This window comes from Phenylobacterium sp. J426, from assembly GCF_024699945.1.
In the GTDB taxonomy this organism is placed as follows: domain Bacteria; phylum Pseudomonadota; class Alphaproteobacteria; order Caulobacterales; family Caulobacteraceae; genus Phenylobacterium.
Genome location: NZ_JAJOMY010000002.1, coordinates 15,485 through 34,102, shown reverse-complemented (window position 1 = coordinate 34,102; position 18,618 = coordinate 15,485). Strand labels below are relative to the sequence as shown.

The 18,618-nt window shown below is 68.9% G+C and carries 18 protein-coding genes and 2 pseudogenes; 7 read left to right on the top strand and 13 right to left on the bottom strand.

Annotated features, from left to right (window positions below; all coding sequences use genetic code 11):
- Positions 1 to 57: 57 nt before the first annotated feature.
- The 5 genes from LRS10_RS21840 to LRS10_RS21820 form a co-directional block, all read right to left on the bottom strand.
- The gene (locus LRS10_RS21840) at positions 58 to 417 is read right to left on the bottom strand and encodes a hypothetical protein (protein ID WP_257839280.1); all 360 of its coding nucleotides are present in this window, start codon (positions 415 to 417) and stop codon (positions 58 to 60) included.
- Positions 414 to 1,376, bottom strand: coding sequence for a glycosyltransferase family 2 protein (locus LRS10_RS21835; protein ID WP_257839548.1), 963 nt, complete (start codon positions 1,374 to 1,376; stop codon positions 414 to 416). Before LRS10_RS21835 ends, LRS10_RS21840 begins: the two co-directional genes overlap by 4 nt.
- A 397-nt stretch (positions 1,377 to 1,773) precedes the next feature.
- Positions 1,774 to 1,911 (bottom strand): hypothetical protein, encoded by a 138-nt coding sequence (locus LRS10_RS21830; protein WP_374571190.1) that lies wholly within the window; start codon positions 1,909 to 1,911, stop codon positions 1,774 to 1,776.
- A 364-nt stretch (positions 1,912 to 2,275) separates the two neighbouring features.
- Positions 2,276 to 2,434 (bottom strand): hypothetical protein, encoded by a 159-nt coding sequence (locus LRS10_RS21825; protein WP_257839279.1) that lies wholly within the window; start codon positions 2,432 to 2,434, stop codon positions 2,276 to 2,278.
- A gap of 63 nt (positions 2,435 to 2,497) precedes the next feature.
- Positions 2,498 to 2,821, bottom strand: a complete 324-nt coding sequence (locus LRS10_RS21820; protein ID WP_257839278.1) for a hypothetical protein — start codon at positions 2,819 to 2,821, stop codon at positions 2,498 to 2,500.
- On the opposite strand from LRS10_RS21820, the pseudogene LRS10_RS21815 reads away from it, so the two are divergent.
- Positions 2,804 to 3,220: pseudogene (locus tag LRS10_RS21815) on the top strand (transposase); the annotation flags it as partial. The gene LRS10_RS21820 and the pseudogene LRS10_RS21815 overlap by 18 nt on opposite strands.
- A gap of 519 nt (positions 3,221 to 3,739) precedes the next feature.
- On the opposite strand, the gene LRS10_RS21810 reads toward LRS10_RS21815, so the two are convergent.
- Positions 3,740 to 3,919 carry a hypothetical protein gene (locus LRS10_RS21810; RefSeq protein WP_257839277.1) on the bottom strand — a complete coding sequence of 60 codons (180 nt, stop codon included), beginning with the start codon at positions 3,917 to 3,919 and terminating at the stop codon, positions 3,740 to 3,742.
- 371 nt (positions 3,920 to 4,290) lie between these two features.
- Here LRS10_RS21810 and LRS10_RS21805 point away from each other — a divergent pair, with 371 nt between their 5' ends.
- The 4 genes from LRS10_RS21805 (at position 4,291) to LRS10_RS21790 (ending at position 7,795) form a co-directional block, all read left to right on the top strand.
- The gene (locus LRS10_RS21805; RefSeq protein WP_257839276.1) at positions 4,291 to 4,911 is read left to right on the top strand and encodes an ABC transporter ATP-binding protein; all 621 of its coding nucleotides are present in this window, start codon (positions 4,291 to 4,293) and stop codon (positions 4,909 to 4,911) included.
- 23 nt (positions 4,912 to 4,934) lie between these two features.
- Positions 4,935 to 6,581, top strand: a complete 1,647-nt coding sequence (locus LRS10_RS21800) for a hypothetical protein (protein WP_257839275.1) — start codon at positions 4,935 to 4,937, stop codon at positions 6,579 to 6,581.
- A complete protein-coding gene (locus tag LRS10_RS21795) occupies positions 6,578 to 6,946 on the top strand; it encodes a hypothetical protein (protein ID WP_257839274.1) in 369 nt (122 codons plus the stop codon). Before LRS10_RS21800 ends, LRS10_RS21795 begins: the two co-directional genes overlap by 4 nt.
- Positions 6,947 to 7,024: 78 nt before the next feature.
- On the top strand, positions 7,025 to 7,795 hold the full coding sequence (locus LRS10_RS21790; RefSeq protein ID WP_374571183.1) for a glycosyltransferase family 4 protein: 771 nt from the start codon (positions 7,025 to 7,027) through the stop codon (positions 7,793 to 7,795).
- 1,761 nt (positions 7,796 to 9,556) lie between these two features.
- Here LRS10_RS21790 and LRS10_RS21785 read toward each other — a convergent pair.
- From LRS10_RS21785 to LRS10_RS21775, 3 genes are all read right to left on the bottom strand, one after another.
- Positions 9,557 to 10,066 (bottom strand): hypothetical protein, encoded by a 510-nt coding sequence (locus LRS10_RS21785; RefSeq protein ID WP_257839272.1) that lies wholly within the window; start codon positions 10,064 to 10,066, stop codon positions 9,557 to 9,559.
- Positions 10,067 to 10,086: 20 nt separating this feature from the next.
- Positions 10,087 to 10,461: a glycine zipper 2TM domain-containing protein gene (locus LRS10_RS21780; RefSeq protein WP_257839271.1), complete on the bottom strand. Its 375-nt coding sequence runs from the start codon at positions 10,459 to 10,461 to the stop codon at positions 10,087 to 10,089.
- A 77-nt stretch (positions 10,462 to 10,538) separates the two neighbouring features.
- Entirely contained in the window at positions 10,539 to 11,639 is a 1,101-nt protein-coding gene (locus tag LRS10_RS21775; RefSeq protein WP_257839270.1) for a glycosyltransferase family 4 protein, read from the bottom strand.
- A gap of 233 nt (positions 11,640 to 11,872) precedes the next feature.
- On the opposite strand from LRS10_RS21775, the gene LRS10_RS21770 reads away from it, so the two are divergent.
- On the top strand, positions 11,873 to 12,223 hold the full coding sequence (locus LRS10_RS21770; RefSeq protein WP_257839269.1) for a hypothetical protein: 351 nt from the start codon (positions 11,873 to 11,875) through the stop codon (positions 12,221 to 12,223).
- A gap of 1,553 nt (positions 12,224 to 13,776) precedes the next feature.
- On the top strand, positions 13,777 to 14,925 hold the full coding sequence (locus tag LRS10_RS21765; RefSeq protein ID WP_257839268.1) for a CaiB/BaiF CoA-transferase family protein: 1,149 nt from the start codon (positions 13,777 to 13,779) through the stop codon (positions 14,923 to 14,925).
- On the opposite strand, the gene LRS10_RS21760 is transcribed toward LRS10_RS21765, so the two are convergent.
- From LRS10_RS21760 to LRS10_RS21750, 4 genes and pseudogenes are all read right to left on the bottom strand, one after another.
- The gene (locus LRS10_RS21760; RefSeq protein ID WP_257839267.1) at positions 14,922 to 16,127 is read right to left on the bottom strand and encodes an AMP-binding protein; all 1,206 of its coding nucleotides are present in this window, start codon (positions 16,125 to 16,127) and stop codon (positions 14,922 to 14,924) included. The two genes, LRS10_RS21765 and LRS10_RS21760, sit on opposite strands and share 4 nt — an antisense overlap.
- A gap of 67 nt (positions 16,128 to 16,194) precedes the next feature.
- Positions 16,195 to 16,353: pseudogene (locus LRS10_RS25430) on the bottom strand (hypothetical protein); the annotation flags it as partial.
- Positions 16,322 to 17,839, bottom strand: coding sequence for an OB-fold domain-containing protein (locus tag LRS10_RS21755; RefSeq protein ID WP_257839266.1), 1,518 nt, complete (start codon positions 17,837 to 17,839; stop codon positions 16,322 to 16,324). The pseudogene LRS10_RS25430 and the gene LRS10_RS21755, both read right to left, overlap by 32 nt.
- Position 17,840: 1 nt before the next feature.
- Complete coding sequence (locus tag LRS10_RS21750; protein WP_257839265.1) at positions 17,841 to 18,617, bottom strand: enoyl-CoA hydratase/isomerase family protein; 777 nt, start codon at positions 18,615 to 18,617, stop codon at positions 17,841 to 17,843.
- Position 18,618 lies beyond the last annotated feature (1 nt).

The window sequence follows — 18,618 nt, the reverse complement described above, 5'->3', positions numbered from 1 at the left end:
GGCGCTAGGCGGATCAGGCGTTGCGAGGTCATCGTCGTCCCCCCGGACTTTTCGTCGTCAGGCGCTCTGGCTCTGGATGAGCGCCAGCCCGGCCAGCATCAGGACGTACCCGCCGGCCATGCGCCAGCCCAGCGGCTCCTTGAACACCAGCCACGCGATGATCGGGATCAGGCCCGTGCCGGCGAGCGCAAAAGGATAGGCCTTTGACAGCGGCACCCGCGTCAGGATGTAGAACCAGAAGATGGCGGTGAGCCCGTACCATGCGAGCGCGCCAATCAGGGGACCATTGGTCACCAGCTTCTGCAGCAGCGGCCCTGTCTGGCGCGCCTGATAGACCGCCGCCCATTTGAACATGGTCTGGCCGATGGGCAGCGCCAAGGAGAAGCCGGCGCAGAGCAGCATGTCGCGCGGCGTCATGCGCCGCGGTCCTGCAGGCGCTCCAGTGTCTGCAGATAAGGATGGATCGGACGGCTGGGCACGTTCAGCACGTCGAAATTCATCGCCTGGAGAAGAAACTGCGCGCCGAGGATAATCGGCAGCGCCGCCATCATCACCACGCCGGCCGAGGCGACGTCGCCGGGCTCACGGCCCGCTAGATAGCTCAAGGCGTAGCTGAAACCGAACAGCGCCGAGAACAGACCCGCGATCAGTTGCAGACTGGCGGCGTTGAAGTCTCGAACGAAATATTGGCCGAGCACCCGTTGGATGAGGTTGCGAAGGTGCTTCACCGCGAAGGGTCCGACGATCCGCCCGATCCGGATGTTCGACACCTCGTCGGCGTACCGGGCCGGCATGGGTACGTCGCGGACCACGGCCCGCAAGGTGCCGAGGTGGTACAGCAGGTCGGTCTCGAAGAAGAAGCGGCGCGAGACGCGTTTCTCCATGACCAGGCGCGCGACATTCGCCTCGATAGCGGTGTAGCCGTTCGTCGGATCGAAAATGTTCCAGTACCCGGTGCTCAGCTTGGCCGCGAAGCTGAGGATGGCGTTTCCGAAAACGCGGATGCTCGGCATCGTCTTCAGATGGCTGATGGAGGTGAACCGGTTGCCTTTGGCATAGTCGGCTTCTCCCAGGAGGATTGGGGCGACCAGTTGGGCTGCGTAGGCGAGGTCCATCTGATCATCGCCATCGACCTTTATCAGAACGCGCGCGCCGAGCGCCGCCGCAGCGCGGTAGCCGGCCAAGGTCGCGCCGCCCACGCCTTGGTTCTCGGGCAGCCTCACGACCACGACGCGAGGATCCTTCGCCTCAGCCTCGATGTAGTCGCCAGAGCCCTCCGGACACGCGTCATCGACGCAGACGATACCTTCGACCCACGTCGGCGCCTTGTGGATCACGCGCAGGATGTGTCCGCGCACTCTGAAGCAAGGGATCACCAGCCAGACCCGCGCCGCCGCCAGGTTCGGCGCGACGTCCAGCGACGTGTAGGGACCCGGACCGGGCGGAAGACGATCGATGGAGGTCATGTCGCGGCGACAGGCATGGGCGGCCATCGGCTAGCATGGAAGGCCCAGCCGATGCAAAACGCCCCGTGACGTGCGCGTCTCCCTCCAACGTCGGCGCCGGATCGCGGGCAGCTGACAGGCTGGCAGGCTGGCAGGCGGGCGTCGTGAAGCCCGTCGCCTGGGTTTGCGCGCCCTTGGCTGAGAGGAAGCTCCGGAGCGTAGACAGACATCACGGCTTCGCGTTCGAGGAAGGTGGTCGTGTCCTCCTGGCCTTCCGCCGGCAGAATCTCGGCGGAGGCCAGGCGCGCGGCGTCATCGACGCAGACATTCAGGAAGTCCCAGCCGGCGTGGCGCGAGCGGGGAGCCGGTCTTCGGTGACGCGGTGGCCCGCCGCCTGGAACCGGCCGAGCTTCTTGATGTCGAGGTGGATCATCTCGCCCCGCCGGCCGCGCTCGTAGCGGATCACCGGCGGCTCCGGGTCAAGGGCGCCGGCCCAGCCACCGGTACGCCGTCCTGGCCGATACCCGGAGGCTTCCGCCGGCCGCTACACCGGCCAGTCCTCATCCTCAATCCGCAAGATCATCAACGCTCGACCCAACGGGCGTCAGGCGAGCTTCTTGTGCACGTTCATCCGAGGAGCTCCGGCTAGGGTGGGTTGGCTCGCAACCCCAGCCTTTTCGTCCCTCCTCGGGTGAACAACCTTCATAGCTTCGACATCTACACCGCTCGCTCCTGGCGGATCTGCCCATGAAGCGTTGATCGAAAGCCGCCCACGACCAGATCGGCAAGTCACAGCACCCCAACGACGCCTGCCGGAGATCCACGATCCGTCAGATGAGATCGCGCAGTAGCGCCGCCCCGACCAGCAGCAGCACGACGATCGGCGCCGCCAACACGCCCCAACCTGACGCGTTCGCCTCGAACCATCGGCCAAGCTTGAGGGAGAAAGTCGAGCCCGCGTCGGGCGTGCGTTTGGGCGATCGAGCCATTGCGTCAGTATAAAACATACAGATTCGAACCGCAAAAAGATATCGGGCCGCCGGCGCCTTCGGCTAGATTGCGGCCGCATCTCGCCGCGCAGGTGACCATCCGTCACTCAGCGGCAGCGACTGGGCCGACACCAAGCCGAGGCGGCCGTCGATCAGGACGATTGCGCTGGGGTAGCGGAGGCTCAGGGCCGGCATGGCCGCGTCGCGGAAGACGTTCCAGCGGTCCGGCATCTCGATGCGCCCGGCGGTGACCTTGGTCTGGTCGATCCGCGGCAGCAGCTGCAACAGGCCTTCAACCGCGGGCTGGGTCGGGCCGCCTGTGGGGTTCTTCTTATAGCCGGTGAGCGGCATCTCCCACCGGGTTCCCAGCTGCTCGATGAGGTACACGCCAAGCTATTTTACGAGTTCCCGCTGGAGCGGCACGTCGCATCGGATCACCTGCTCCGCGCCATCGATCACTTCGCGGACTTAGAGGGCGTGCGGGCGCATCTGGCGCCGTTCTACAGCCCGACCGCCCGGCCCTCGATCGAGCCGGATCTGATGATCCGGATGCTGCGTGCGGGCTACTGCCCGGCCATCTGCTCGGAGCGGCGGCTCTTTGAGGGGGTCCATCTTAACCTAGCCTACCGCTGGTTCTGCCGGCTCGGCCTAGGCAGCGACGCGCCGGACCACACGACCTTCTCCAAGAACCGCCACGGCCGCTCCCGCGACAGCGATCTGCTGCGCGAGCTCTTCGACAGCGTCGTGCCGCGCCGCATGGCCGAGGACCTGGTCGGCGGCCCGGGCGGGCCGGTGAGCTTCGCCTACGCCGGCGAACGACTCCCGCGCCCTGGGCGGCGTGAACCGGCCGGCGCCGGCGGTGGACGCGCCGTAGCGCATTCCTTGAAGACCTCGACGCGTCCACCATCCGGCCGCGGTAGCGACCCTGCGCGGTCTCTTTGAGCGGCCCCGCGGCGTCCTGCGCCCGCCCCACGCCCGCCGCCAACACAGCCGCCGCGGCGCCGAGCACGGCCCGCCGGGGCACTCGCCTTCCCTGCACTTCCCGCTCCGCCTTCGCCGCCGCTTGGACGGCGTGCTTTCTGGATGGCTTTGCCGTCTGTTCGCACCGGATATTCGAAGGGTCGCAGCTGCGCGGCGGCGGCTTCCGACTGGCGAGGCTTTGGCCGTCCTCCTGGACGATCGGTAGCGGCCTCGCGCTTCCCACCGCGTTGACGCTGGCGATCGGGTCAACCCGGGTTCGGCGACGAAGGCGACGTTTCGAGACGAGGACGCGGTCTACAGGGTGCGCGATCCACCCTCCAACGCTTACAGACGCTGCGCGAGCAAGGCGTCGGCGCGCTCGAAAATCTCCGTGATGGTGGCGTTCGCCGGCAGGTCTTCCGCCGCCCGGGCAGCCGCCTCAATCCGCGCCTCCAGCACGGCGGCCTCCGCCGCAGGGAGTTCCTGGAGGAGTTCGGATGCGACAGTCGCCCAAGTCAGGGCCATGGTCGCGTTCCTGCCCCCGGTGCGATCTTCGCCGATTATCAGCGCGCGGCAAAGTCGCGCGACGGAAGGATTTAGTTCGTTCACAGCGTTTCTCGCTCTGCAAGCGTGGCGTCCAGGCCCCATCTGTCAAGGGGCTCGGCCGAGTCGGCCGACTGCCGCGGATCCGTCGTGGCGGTCTTGCCTACGGGGAGCGCCGCTGATACCTGCGGCGACCTTGTTCCTGGGAGCGTCGATGAACCCCTCCGCCCCCCCTCGCGTCCATCGTCTGCGAAGACCTGTCGATCCGCTTTCCCGTCGAGGCCCGGCGCGCCGGCGGCTGGGAGGCCGCCACGACACCGCCGGCCGCTGTCGGCGGGGCCCTGCGGCGCCGGATGGGCGGCGCTGAGGTCACGGCCCTGGACCACGTTAACCTGCGCTTACGGGCGGGCGACCGACTTGGCCTCATCGGACATAACGGCTCGGGGAAGACGACGCTGCTGCGGGCGCTGTCAGGCGCCTACGAACCCGATGGAGGCTCGGTGGAGGTCCACGGGCGGATCGCCGCCCTGCTGGACCTGACCCTCGGCCTCGATCCCTCCGCCAACGGCTACGACAACATCAAGCTCATGGGCAGGCTGGCCGGACTCACCGCGCGCGAGATCGCCGACAGAACGCCCGCGATCGCCGAGTTCACCGGCCTCGGCCCCTTCCTGGCCATGCCCGTGAAGACCTATTCGGCCGGCATGCAGGCCCGACTGGCGTTCGCCGCGGCCACCGCAATCGAGTGCGACGTGCTGCTGATGGATGAGTGGATCGCGGTCGGCGATGCGGATTTCCGGGCGCTGGCGCACCGGCGTCTGCTGAGCCTAGTGGAGCGCGCAGGGGTTCTGGTCCTTGCCACCCACGACACAAGCCTGTTGCGGTTGTACTGCAACAAGGTGATGCGGCTAGATGGCGGCCGGGCCTCGGAGATTGTCGACATCCGCCGGCTCGACGAGGTCCTGGCCGCCTGACAGGCGAAGGGTCGGACGAGGTCGTGGACGTCATCTTCACCATCGTGTCGCGCAACTACGCGGCGCAGGCGGCGACGCTCATGCAGAGCCTTGCGCGAGCTGAGCCGTCCGCGCGCCGGATCGTCGTCGCGGCCGACGGTCCGATCTCGGAGCTGGCGCCCCTCGCCGAAGTGATCGCCGCCGCCGACCTCGGCGCGCCGGTGCGCGACATGAGCCTCTACTACGAGGCGCTGGAGCTAAACACGGCCGTCAAGCCATTCGCCTTTCGCGCCCTGCTCGCCCAGCCCGGCGTGAAGCGCGTCATTTATCTCGATCCCGACATTCAGGTCTTCAAGCCGCTGACGCCTGTCTGGGATGCGCTGAGGGCCGCGCCGCTGGCGCTGACCCCCCATACGCTGCGGCCGTTGACGACCCCCGGCAATCCGACCAACGCAGACCTTGCCGCGTCCGGTCGCTTCAATCTCGGCTTCCTCGCCGCCCGACCCCATGCAACGGTCGCCGGGCTCATCGACTGGTGGGCCGAACGTTGCCGGTTCGACTGCCGGGTCGCACCCGCCGAGGGAATCTTCACCGACCAGAAGTGGATGGACCAAGCGCCAGCGCTTGTCCCCGACGCCGCGATCCTGGATCACCCCGGCCTTAACCTCGCCTACTGGAACCTCGAAGGGCGCGAGCTTTCCAGAGGCCCGGACGGATGGCGGGTCGACGGCTTGCCGCTGATCTTCTTCCACTTCTCAGGGTTCGAACCTGAGCGACCGCTCAACCTCTCGAAGCACCAGAACCGGCTTTGCGTCCGCGCCGGCTCGCCGATGGCCGGCCTGCTGGCGGACTACGCTATGGCCCTGCGCGCTAACGGCCATGCCGAAGCCAAGGCCAAGGGCTACGGCTTTGAGCGCTTCACCTCCGGGCGCCGGGTCCGGCCAGCCCATCGGCGAACAGCGCTCGCGGCGGCGCGCGCCGGTGAAACCTTCCCGGAAGGCCTGAACGCAGCGACCGAAGCCTGGCTGGACGCGCCCGCGCCCGCCGAACCCCTCCTGACGCGCGTCATGGCCGCTCTGGCCGCTGACCAGCCGGCGGCGGCCTACCCGTGGTGGTTCGTTCCCCACGCCGAGGCCCTGGGCGCCGACACGGCCTCCGCCGAGGCCGCGCGACAGGTGTCCGGGCCCGCCGATCCCGCTGAGCGGTTTCGCGGCGACGAGCTTACCGCCTGGTGGATCGGGCCGATGGCTATGGCGGGCGAGTTCAAAATGGACGCCTTACCCGAGCACGAGTGCGACCGGCTGCTGGCCAACCCCGCGCTCCTCGCCCGGGCCGCCGCGCTGGCCGAGACGGAGCGCGCGCCGTCCGAGTTGCGCCGCGTCCTGTTCGCCGCCTTCGGCCTGCCGCATCTCGCGCTTTGGCCGGCGAGGTTGACGGCGGCCCTGCAGGCGCCGCACCTCCGGCCCGACGGCCAGGTGCTGATCGCTCTCTTCCGCACCATATGGCGGGGCCGTGCCGACCTGCAGAAGCTCTATCCGCTGGACACCGCCGTCGCCCGTTTCCGCTATCTGCGCTGGCTCCTGGCCGGCGGCCTCAGCGAATATGGCGTCCCGCTCTCGGCGCTGCCTCAGACGGTTCGGCGCCACCCCCTGCTGCGCCTGGCGCAGGTCAGCGTGAGCCTACGCCGATGAACCTCCAGGCGCTGCAGGGCCTGTGGCGCGGCGCCCTGCCCGCACCCGTGCGCCGCCTCGCCGCGCCCGCGCTTCGACAAGGCCTACGGACCTTCGTCCACGCCGCCGGCCGGCCGCGCGCCGTCGCAGGCCCGCTGCCGATCCGCATCGTCGGACTGTTCGGCGGCTCGCACGGCATTGCGGCCTCAGCCCAGTTGGCGGCCCGCGGCTTTGCGAGCCTCGGCGCCGCCGTGGAGCTCGTCGCTGTCGAGCCAGGGCTGGATTGGAAGGCCAGCTCGGGGACGCAGACGCCAGCCATCTGGATCTTCCATCTGAACCCCCGGAGCTGGTGGCCGCTCTGGCCGCCATGGGACCGCGTCGCCTAGCTGGGCCCCGCTTCGGCTACTGGGCCTGGGAGTTGCCCAAGGGCCCGCGCGAATGGCTCGCCGACGCCGGCTTGGTGGATGAGGTCTGGGTCCCCAGCCGTTATGTGGCCGAGGCCTTCGCCAGGGCCCGCGCGCCGGTCCGCGTCGTGCCGCATCCGCTGTTCCTCGAGGATTATCAGGCGATCACCCCCCGCCCCGCGGACCGCCAGCTTCCAGGTCGTGACGCTATTCGACTTCAACTCCTCGGCCGCTCGCAAGAATCCGGCTGGCGCCATCGCCGCATTCCGGCAGGCCTTCGGCGACGATCCCGCCTGCGAGCTGATCGTCAAGACTCAGAACGGCGCGGCGCACCCGCAGGCGCTGGCCGCATTAAGCGCGGCGGCCGGGGCGAATGTCCGCATCATCGATGCAACCTGGCCCTATGATCGCATCAAGGTGCTCATCGCCGGCGCCGATGCCTTAATCTCGCTGCACCGGGCCGAAGGTTTCGGCCTCGTCATGGCCGAGGCCATGGCGCTCGGAACGCCTGTGATCGCCACCGCCGCCAGCGGCAATCTCGATTTCATGGATGACGCTTCGGCCGTGCTTATCCCGGCGGCCCTCGTACCCGTCGAAGATCCTCAGGCCATCTACCAGGGCCAGTCGTGGGCTGAACCCGACCTCCGCGTCGCCGCCCTGGCCCTTCGACGACTGCGCCAAGACCCCGGGCTACGGCAGGTTTTGGCCGCGGCTGGGCGTCGCTCGGTCGAGGAGCGTCTCTCGCCCCAGGCTTGGCGCGCAACGCTTCCACTGATCGTGAGGGATGCCATCCCGGCGCCCGCGGAGGCGCCGGTCAGCCTTTCAGGATAGTCGCCAGGCGCGCGCACGGGAACTGGACCATGGCTGCGCCGTTACCGCGGCCATGGAACGGGCGGACGTCTATCGCAGACGGGCAGAAGCCCTTGAGGCCCGTGCGCGTGAGGCGCCGCCAAGTTTCGAGCGGGAACAGTTGGCGATGGTGGCGGTCCAGTGGCGTCAGCTGGCCGACCAGGCCGCTCGGGATAAAAAGCGTGGGACCTGACGCAGCGCGAACGCCTGACCGCGGCTTGCGGCCCCGAACCCGTGGACACGCCGGGGCGGTCAAGGCTTGACGGTTGAGCTGACGCCGCAATCATGCGCGAGATGCGCGTCAACGTCGTCATGTATCCAAGGCCGGACAAGCAGACCATCATCCCCCCTGGAGGCGCCATCGCACCTGCAGGATGATCTGGATGCGCTCCGCCACTGGGCGATGGCGGAGGCGGCGAGGCTCAGCTCCGATGTGCAGCGTCTGGAGCTCTATGACGACGGCGCCGCGGCGCCGCGCGAGCTGTGGTTGCGTAAGGAAGGCGCCTGGTTCCCCGAACGACGTGCGCGGCCCCGCTTCTGAACCGCTCAGCCGCCGCCTCATGCCGGGGCGGCGCCAAAGCGGCCGACACGCGCGCAGGACGTGCATCGGCCGCCCGGTGGGAGACGTTCGAGGGCTAGCCAAGTCTCAGGCAGCCGAGGATATGGAAACTCCGCGCATCCGAGTTCGCAACGCTGCGTCCGCGACCGTCAGGACCTGCGCCGGATCTGCTCCCGCGAGGCCCACATAGGCCGCGACGGCGCCTCATTTTGCAGCGCGTCAACCTGAACGCAAAAGGCGTGCGGCCGCGCTGTTGGGCGAGGAAGAATGGCCAACGGCGCACCGGGAATGGCGAGCAGAGGGTGCGGCGCCCGTGGACTTAGCGGCTGCACCTATTGGCGAGGCCCGGGACCGTGAGGCCGCGTGACCCGCAGAAACGCCGTTTGGCCGGCGCGCCCCAAGGCCTGCGCCGGCCACCCGTCCTGGTGTGGAGATCCGGCAGATGCGAAGCTGACGGACGCGACCTGACTTTAAGCTAAAGGTCGTTTCTCTGACAAGCGGCCCATCCGAGCCGGCAGCGCGCTTCGCCGACGGCGGCCGGGCTCCGCCGCAGCAGAGGCCCCAATGCTCTGGCCGCAACATCAGCTCGCAGCGCGTCGCAGGCCGCGTTTGGCGCGGCCGTTCGCGCGCGTTTCCGCAGAGCGTTCCGAGGTGGCGAGCGCTGCCGCCACCGATAACCGCCGCAGCGCCGACACAGCGGCAGGCGTCGCGCCGTCGCGGTGCGAGGCGCGGCATTGGCTCTCCCTTCTGCCGGAACAGCCCTCCTACGGGACGGTCGCTTGGAGTTGAGCCGTACCGCGCCGGCCCGCAAGAGGAGCGCGCCGACGGCAAGAGGGCGACGGCGACGGAACATGCGGAGAGCGGCTGGGTTCTGTCGCCAGGACATCTCAGGATGTCCAGGAAGGGCCCTCGCCGCGCGGGACGGGCCGGCGAGGGCCCTGACGGCGGCCGATGCGCGGTCGGGTTAGCATCCCAACCTCCCAGATCGCGTCCGATCCAGCCTCGAGGTTGTCTTGATCTGCGGCGCTCGATTCGCTGAACCAGGCCGCCGCAGCGCCTGCGCCCGCATGCATCGGACATTGCGCGTCTCGCCGCCCGAGAAACGCTCTGGCCTAGGCGTGGCCGCGTCGGCGACCGCATGACAATCTGCGTCCCTGAGGCGGAGCGTCCCCCGTCGCGCTAGATCAGGGATCGGGGCTGTTGGTCGCGGGGGCCGCGCGTTGCCGTGCACGATCGCGCGTGTCCGAGTCGACCCGCGGCGGTTCGCAATCGCCGGCCCGCGCCTGGACGACGTAGAACAGGGCGCGACCTTGCGCAAACACCCCATGCTCGGCGATCGGGTTGGTCGGCTCACCGGTCAGGAGACTCGGCGCTTCAAGCGCCTGGCCGGCGCCCGCGGCGGCGTTGAGCGCCTGCTGGTTCCACCGCGCGAGCGGTGCGCTGCAGGCCGCCACCACTGCGCCCGCCACCGCGGGCGCATCATCCTCGGACTTGGCCAGGGTGTAGCCCCAGCGGTGGAGGCAATCATCTAGCGCAAGGCCGCCGTCCAGGTCCGCGGCGTCTGGGGCTGTCGAGCGTGGCCCGTCAAACGCCTTACAGAGCCCCTCCGCGGCAGCGGAAGCGCGCGCGCGGCGGTCCTGACCCTCGGCGCAGGCGGCGATGGCCAGCGTCAATAGCAAGACGCCCGCCGTCATGGTTCGTGCTGACGCCCGCATTATCGGCAGACCTGCGCCGGGGCCTGCACGAGCTGGCCGTAGTGATCATAGTAGGCGCGGCTCTCATAGCGGCAGGTCGGCGCGCGCGGTCTCGCCGAGGCATAGGCGGCTTGGCGATAAGGACGGTCCGCCGCGTAGCGCGGGCCGCTGGCGCGCTTGCACTTTGTGAGTTGGTTTCCCGCAAGACCGCCGACGGCGGCTCCTATCAGCGCGCCTTCGGTCCGATCTCCGCGGCCAGCGACGGCGTTGCCGAGCAGACCTCCGGCGACGGCGCCGACCACAGTTCCGGTCGTGCGATTGGGACAAGCCGCATCGCTGACGCGCGGCAGGGCGGCGAGGGCCACGGCCGCGCCAGCCAGAATGCCGATACGCATGCAGTCATCTCCTCTTCGAGGCTCCGATTGGGCGAAGCCGTCCGAAGAACGTGCGAGGCCGGCGATGAGATGCGAGGCTAGGCCAGCCAGTCCACAAAGCCATACTTGGCCAGCCACGACAGGGTCAGCTCCGCCTGCCGCCGCTCAGCGACAGGAAAGGTCATCAGCAGGTCGCGCACGGTGCAGGATCCCGCCTGCAGGCGCCGCATCACGGCTTCGGCGGCGTGCGGCGCCCGAAGCCCCTCGTAGGCGCGGTCTAGCGCGATGTCTCTGGTCGCCGCTAGGTCTGCGACAGTCGCGGCGGTGGCGGATAAGCGCGTCTCCAGCGTCATCTCGGCCGTGGCGAAGTGGCCAAAGTCGGCGAAGGGCTCGCCGCGCACTGGGTGCAACCTGCGGCTCGCCGGGATTGGCGTCGCCTTCGCCCGAACCTCCGCGAGCGAGCGCTGTAGTTCGACGTAGTGCTGCGCCACGATCCGCCAGTCGAACGCCGCTCGCGCCCATTGCCGCGCCGCAGCGCCCATCTGGCGCCGCCGCTCCGGTTCGGCGATAAGCGTCCTCAGGGCCGTGACGGCCCGGCCAATGTGCACAGCGGTATGCTGGGCCGTCGCGCCGACGTAGTTCTGATAGCTGTCGACGCCCAAGAGATGGCGCGCGGCGAGCGCGCGGCCCAGCCCACCGCCGGACGGCGGCGACAGGGTGGGAATCAGGAAGCCGGTCTCCTCGTGTCGGACGGTGAAGCGGTAGCCGTCCCAGTCGCTAGCCACGACAGGGCGTCCCGCCGCCATGGCCTCAATCGGCGTCAGCCCGAACGTCTCCTGGATATTGTCGACTAGCGAGAGGAAGATGTCGGACGCCGACCAAAGATCGTTCACGAGGGCTCGATCGTTTCCGTCTAGGAAATGCACGTCCGCTGCGCCCCCATAGGCGGCGGCCACCTCAACGTATCGGCGTTCGTCCTCCGCATTCGGGAACCACCCGGCCATAGCGAAGGCGACCTTCACGCCGACGGCCTGGGCGGCGGCGGCCACGGCGCGGATCATTGGCTGGGGGAAAGCCTTTTCGAAGAACGACAGGCGGCCGACCCACAGCACGAGGACATCAGCCTCAGAGAGGCCGAGCTCCGCGCGCTTCGCCGCCCGCGCGGCGGGACGGTCGGCGATTGCTGCGAACCGATCCACGTCGACGCCCAGGGGCACAACCGGCAGGGCGGGGGTTGGGGCGGCCGGCCGCCGGTACGCTCGGCGAGGTGTTCGCCGTAGGCCTCAAACAGACTCCGAAGGCCTGTCTGCACGCTCGGAGAGGTGCAAACGATCGCATCCCAGGGCTGCACCGGAGCTATCAAGGCCGCTGCGATCTGCTCCCGGACCGCGGGCGGCGCGAGAGTATGCGCCAAGCCGATCAGGCTGAAATCATGGTCCTCGCCGCCGTCGCGACGCAGCCAGGCCAATTCCGCAAGGTAGGGCTGGCCGCGAAGCAAGGCCCCCGCCGTCCGCGCCGGCTTGAGCGTCAGCAGGCTATGACCCGCCACCGTCGGGCCGGGACGGCCGCCAAGCAGGCCGACCTTCAGCGCCTCGTCCGAAATCGCCGCGCCGACCAGGAGGTCGAGGTGCGCATAGCCGCCATGCCGGGCCAGGGCTTGGAACAGTTCGAGGTTGGCGACATCCTTGCCAAAGGGCTTGGCGCCAAGATCGAAGCGCGCCCGGGGATGGAAGATCGCCAGGCGCGCATTCATGGCGTCGCACGCCAGGCCTGGGACGAATAGCTGTAGGGCGACGGCGCGCGGCCGGGGCTCGGAATCGGGGGGCTCACCCCGTGGTACCTAGTGGAGAATGATCGATCGCCCAAGCTTCGCCTTGATCGCGGGTTTCAGCGGAGCGGTAGCCCCAGGGCCAGCCAGCCGCCGACCAAGAGCGCATAGACCGCGCCCGATCCTATGCAGGCCAAGAGGATCGCAAGCCGCGCCTGATGAAACGTCCGGCGATCTACATTTGCGCGCTCGTCAGACACGTCGGTTTCCCCCTGCGGCAGCGGGCGACCCCTAAGCGCATGCTGACCACGGAGCAAGGCGCCCCTCCACAGAATGGGTAACTGGGCTCACCGAGGCTGCCATGAGCGCAGGTGGGGGGCGCCTTCACCTTCGCAAGCTTTGCTAGGGTTCGGTCCATCTGCCGCCCTGTGCGGGCCGGCCAGAAGAGCACTCAAACAGGCGGCGCGGCCGGGGCTGGATCGCGGTTCGCGCGCCGGGATCCGCCACCCGCGCTGGCCTCGCGCTCCTGCGGCGCGGCCGGGTGATATTTGGCAGCGCCGACCAGGGTCACCGGCCGAGGGAAATCTTCGGCTAACCGAACTCGTTCGCCTTCCAGCGGAGAACACCTGCGGCCCTTCGGCGTGGAACCGGCTGCGCCAGCGCGTCCGCGAAGGACCAGCCGACGAATTGCGTGGCGGCCTGCAGGCCCAGCGCGACGATGGGCCCCAGCCGGGCGAAGCGCGCCGCGCACAGACCGTTCGGGTCCGGGCCGTCGCGTCACAACGGCATCCCGGAAGCGTGGATAGAGCCCCGGACGGCGGCCAACGCGCAACGAGATTGCAGGCGGCGCGACCCGTTCGCGCGCCCGTCGCAGGCGTACAGTAAATGGTGGACCTGCGCCTGACTATTCTCCGCGATTATGAACTAGCCGACCTGTGGTTGGGGAAAGCGGCAGCTGCAGCGTGCTTCGCGCCGGCGCGCAGTCGCCGCGGTTCCGCGCGCCGGCCGCCTTCGCCGCGCCGACCGACCAAGCTGTGATCTGGGCGAACTATGCGGAGAGCTGCCTCCTGCAACCGGAATGGCCGCCCGGTCGCCGGCCTCCGAGCGGACGCAGAACAGCCTGCTGGCGACGCCCTGGTCGGCCCCCGCCCGCTATGCCCGTTCTACCTCGTCAACCGAATCGCCACCCGGTCCTGCTGTTCCTCGGCTCCGAGAACAAGCCGCCGCTCGGCCAGTCGATGGCGATGTTCTCGGCGCTCGAAAGACCCCGACCGAAGGTAATCCGTACCGCGAACTGGGCGCCGAATTTCGATATGTTTTGGAGGCTGCCCAAGGGGGCTCACAGCGTCAACTCTTAAGGCGTGGGGAGCGCCCGTCGTCAGCGCCACGTCTTTGCGCCGCTCGCGTCCGCAGCGCCTACTGCCGAAAGAGGCGCCCGGAGCCGAAGCTCCAGGCAGTGACACCGCTCAGGGAGGAGGTCGAGAGGCTCGTCGGTCAATAATACGTTTCGTTATTTGGAACAACGTGTCTATCTTTCCGCCCCTCTCGTCGGAGGTGTCACGACTGCCATGCGCCCAGCGCCCGCGCCCCTCTCCAAGGTTCGCGTCTTGGACCTGACCCAGGTCTACAGCGGGCCCTACTGCACATTCTTGCTGGCCCAGGCGGGGGCCGAGGTGATCAAGGTCGAGCCGCCGGTGGGCGAGGGCCTGCGCGCACGCGGCGGCGTGGCGGCGACGCCCTTCGCCATGTTCAACGCCAACAAGCGGTCCATCACCCTGGACCTGAAAAGCGACGCCGGGCGCAGCGCCCTGCGCCGGCTCGCGGCGACCGCCGACGTTGTGGTCGAGAACTTCCGGCCCGGCGTAATGGCAGGCCTTGGCCTTGGGCCTAAGGACCTGCGGCGCCATCGGCCGGAGCTCATCTACGCCGCCCTCTCGGGCTACGGCGCAACGGGGCCCTACGCCCAGTTCCCGGCGCTCGACATCACGATCCAGGCGATGCTGGGCGTGATCGCCTCGACGGGCGAGCCGGACCAACCGCCGGTGAAGGCGGGCGCGGCCATGGCTGACATCTTGGGGGGCGTCCATCTGTACGCCGCGATCGTCAGCGCCCTTTATCGCCGCTCGGTCACGGGCTTGGGCGGGGTGATCGACGTGGCCATGGCCGACTGCGTGTATCCGACCCTGGCCTCCAACCTTGGCCCTGCGCAGAACGCCGGCCCCGGCTTTATCTCGAGGACCGGCAACCGGCATGGCGGCGGCACGGTCAGCCCCTACAACGTCTATCGGACGGCGGACGGGCACGTGGCCATCATCTGTACGACCCAGGGCCATTGGCTGAGCCTTACGACGGCGCTGGGCCTGGAGGCCGCGGCCGCGGATCCGCGGCTCGCGACCAACGCCCTGCGAGCGCAGAACGTCGGCGTAGTTGACGCGCTCGTCGGCCAGGCCCTAGCTGCCCGGCGCAAACGGGACGTCTTCCAGATCCTCTCCCAGGCGGGCGTTCCCTGCGGCGCGGTGCTGGAGCTGCCCGAGGTGATGGCGGACCCGCACCTCCACGCCCGCGGCCTGCTGAAGCGCATCGATCACCCCCAATACGGGCCGCTGGTGGTGCAGACCAGCGCGCTGCGATTTGAGGACACCGCGCTGCCGCCCTACGAGCCCAGTCGCCCGCTTGGCGCCGACACCGAAGCGATCCTCGGAGAGCTGGAGGCTTAGGCCAGAAGCCCCGCGTAGCGCTCGCGCAGCAGGTTCTTCTGGACCTTGCCCATGGCGTTTCGCGGCAGCTCGGCGACGAACAGCACACGCTTCGGCGCCTTGTAGGCGGCCAACTGACGGCGAGCGGCCGCGATGATGGCCGCCTCGTCGCCCTGGCCCTGGACGACGGCGACGACGGCTTCCCCGAAGTCGGCGTGCGGCACGCCGATGACCGCGCTCTCCACCACGCCCGCAAGCTCGTCGAGCACCAGCTCGACCTCCTTGGGATAGACGTTGTAGCCACCTGAGATGATCAGGTCTTTGGCCCGGCCCGAGATCCAGACGCGGCCGTCGGCATCTCGCCGGCCGACATCGCCGGTGACGAAGAAGCCGTCGTCGGTGAAGTCCTGCGCCGTCTTTTCCGGCATGCGCCAGTAGCCGCCAAAGACGCTCGGACCACGGATCTCGATCACCCCGGTCTCCTCAGCGCCTCCGATCCGCAGTTCGACGCCCGGCAGCGGATAGCCGACGGAGCCCGCGAGGCGCTCGCCGTCCAGGGGATTGGTGGTGATGATCACCGCCTCGCTCATGCCGTACCGCTCGAGGATGCGCTGGCCGGTGCGATCCTCGAATTCGGCGAAGGTGGACGGCTGCAGCGGCGCGGAGCCCGAGATGAAGACCCGGACGCCTTCGGCGGTTTCGCGCGTGAAGGCATGGTTGGCGAGAAGGCGGGTGTAGAAGGTCGGCACCCCCATCATCACCGTCGCCTTCGTCAGGCCCGCCAGCACCTCGGCGTCGGAGAACTTCGGGAGCCAGATCATCGAACAGCCGCTGAGCAGCGCGCAGTGCAGGGCCACGAACAGGCCATGGACATGGAAGACCGGTAGGGCGTGCAGCAGCACGTCGTCCGGCGTGAAGCCCCAGGCCTCGTGGAGGGCCACCGCGTTGGCGGCCAGGTTGCCGTGGCTCAGCATCGCGCCCTTGGAGCGGCCGGTGGTGCCCGAGGTGTAGATCAGGGACGCCAGGTCTGGGGCCTGGCGGGGAACCGACCGCGCCAGCGGCTCGAAAGCCTTGGCGTCCCGAACATAGGCCGGCGGATCGGTGACGAAGACGCGCGGCTCGGCGTCGCCCAGGAAGTAGTCGACCTCGGCCGCCGTATAGGCGGGGTTGAGCGGCAGGAAGACGGCGCCGGTCTTCAGGGCCGCCAGGTAGACGACGATCACCTCGGGGGGCTTTCTCGGCCTGCAGCGCAACCCGGTCGCCCGGCTGCACGCCCTCGGCGATGAGGCGGCCGGCCGCCTGCGCCACCCGGGCTTCCAGCTCGCCGTAGCTCAGCGCCGAGCCGTCGGCGAGCAGGAAGCAGGGCTTTGTGCGGTCGGCGGGAAAGCCGGCCGCGAGCAAGTCGTAGAGGTTGCCCTCAGGCAGGTCGGAAGCGGGCGAGCGCGACACCGTTGTCCTCCGCGACGGCCAACCGGACCGGCATGTCTCCGCGCAGGTCCTCGTTTCTCACATCGATGTTGGCGATCAGACGCGGACCTTCCTCCAGCGCCACGATCGCCACGTTGTAGGGCGTGCGCGCTGCGAACGCCGGATGATACGCCGCGTGGTAGACTACCCAGGAAACCAGGGTGCCTCGACCGCTCGCCTCCTGCCATGCCCACTGGTCGTCCCGCAAGCAGGCGGGGCATTCCCGGCGGGGTGGAAGCCAACGCCGACCACAAGCGCAGGCCTGGAAGACGAGCCGTCCTTCGCCAAGCGCAGTCCAGTACGGCGCATTAAGCTCGGTGATGTCGGGCCTGGGCAGTTCGTTCACGCCGCGCCTCCCAGGATCAGCGTGGCATGGGTGTCCATCACCCCCCTGGTTGGAGATGAGGGCCACTTCCGCGCCCGGCGTCTGGAGCACGGCCTCACCGCGCATCTGGCGCACCGCCTCTTGCACGAGCTGGAGGCCCGGCATGCCCGTCTCGGAGAGCAGGCCGCCGCTGGTGTTGAACGGCAGGTCGCCGCCGGGACGAAGACGACCTTCCCGCACGAAGCCCTCCGCCTGGCCGGGGGGACAAAAGCCATAGTCCTCAAGCGTCATCAGGACTGTGATGGTGAAGCAGTCGTAGATCTGGGCGACGTCGACGTCGGCAGGACCAAGGCCGGCCATGCGAAACGCGGTTTCAGCCGAGACCTTGGCCTGGGTGCTGGTAAGCGTGGGCCGGTTGATCAGGGCCGCGGAGGTCTGGCCATGGCCGAAGCCCAGGATCGGCACCGGCCGAGCGACGCCCAGCCGCTTCGCCCGCTCGGCGCTCATCAGCACGAGCGCCGCCCCGCCGTCGGACACCAGACAGATGTCGTCGCGCCGCATCGGCTCCACGACGAACGGCGAAGCCAGATAGTCGTCCATCGAGATCGGTTTGCGGAGTTGGGCGCGAGGGTTGGCGGCTCCATTCGCGCGGGCCGCTACGGCGACCTCGCCGAACGCCTCGGGCGGCGGCGCGTACTCGATCAGGTAGCGCTGATGAATCATCGCGTAGCCGGCCGCGGTGGAGAACCAACCGTAAGCGGCGTCCTCTCCTCGCGGGCGAGCGTAGACGTCCCGGGCGCCGCTGCGCGGATTGTCTGCGTAGCAGACCAGCGCCACTTCGCATTGCCCGGCTTCAATCGCCAAGGCCGCGAAGGTGATCAGGCTGATGTTGGCGGCCCCGCCTTGGTCCCAGGCCCCGCCCATCCGGGGCGTGATCCCCAGCGCTTCGGCCAGCTGCTGGCCGTACATGAACTCGCGTTTTGACGTCGGCGTCTTCACGAACACCGCATCGACCGCATCCTTAGGGATCGCAGCGTCTTCCAGCGCCTTGCGGCAGGCCTCCACGTTCAGCGAGACGGTGTCGCGGCCGAGCTTGCCGAAGGCTGTGGCCCCGACGCCTGCGATGACGACCTTGCCGCGCATCTCAACGCCCCCTGAACCTTGGCGTCCGCTTCTCGGCGAAGGCGGCGCGGCCTTCCTGGACGTCCTCCGAGCCCTGCAGGATGCGGCTGACCATCTGTTCCAGACGCAGGCCGTCAGCTAAGCTCATGTCGCGCGAGCGCACGGCCAGCTCCTTCGTCGCCTGGATGGCGAGCGGCGCGTTCGCGGCGATGCGCCGGGCGTAGTCGTAGGCCGTGCTCATCAGAACCTCGCGGGCGACGATTTGGTTGATCAGCCCCCACCGCAGCGCCTCTTCGGCCGGGATGGGATCACCGGTCAGCAGCATCTCCATGGCGACGGCGTAGGGAAGCTGGCGGATCAGCCGTTGGGTGCCGCCGTTGGCCGCGATGACGCCGCGCTTCACCTCGGCCACGCCGAAATTGACGCCCGGAACGCTGATGCGGATGTCGGCCGCCAACAGCAGCGTCACCCCACCTCCGATGCAGACGCCGTTCACCGCGGCGATTACCGGCTTCCACACCTCCAGACCGCGGTTCAGAAGCTGACCCTTCTGGGTCTGCCAGTGGCGTCCAAGCTCGCCCTGCTGGCCGATGTAGCTCTTCAGGTCTGCACCGGCGCAGAACGCCCGGTCGCCCGCACCGGTGACGATCGCAACCCGTATCGCCGGATCGTCGCGGACGCGGATCCAGGCCTCGGAAAGCCCCTCGTAGTGTTCCGCGTCGAGCGCGTTCATCTTCTCGGGCCGGTTGATGGTGACCAGAGCGATGCCGTCGTCGTCCACGGACAGGTCGATCGACATC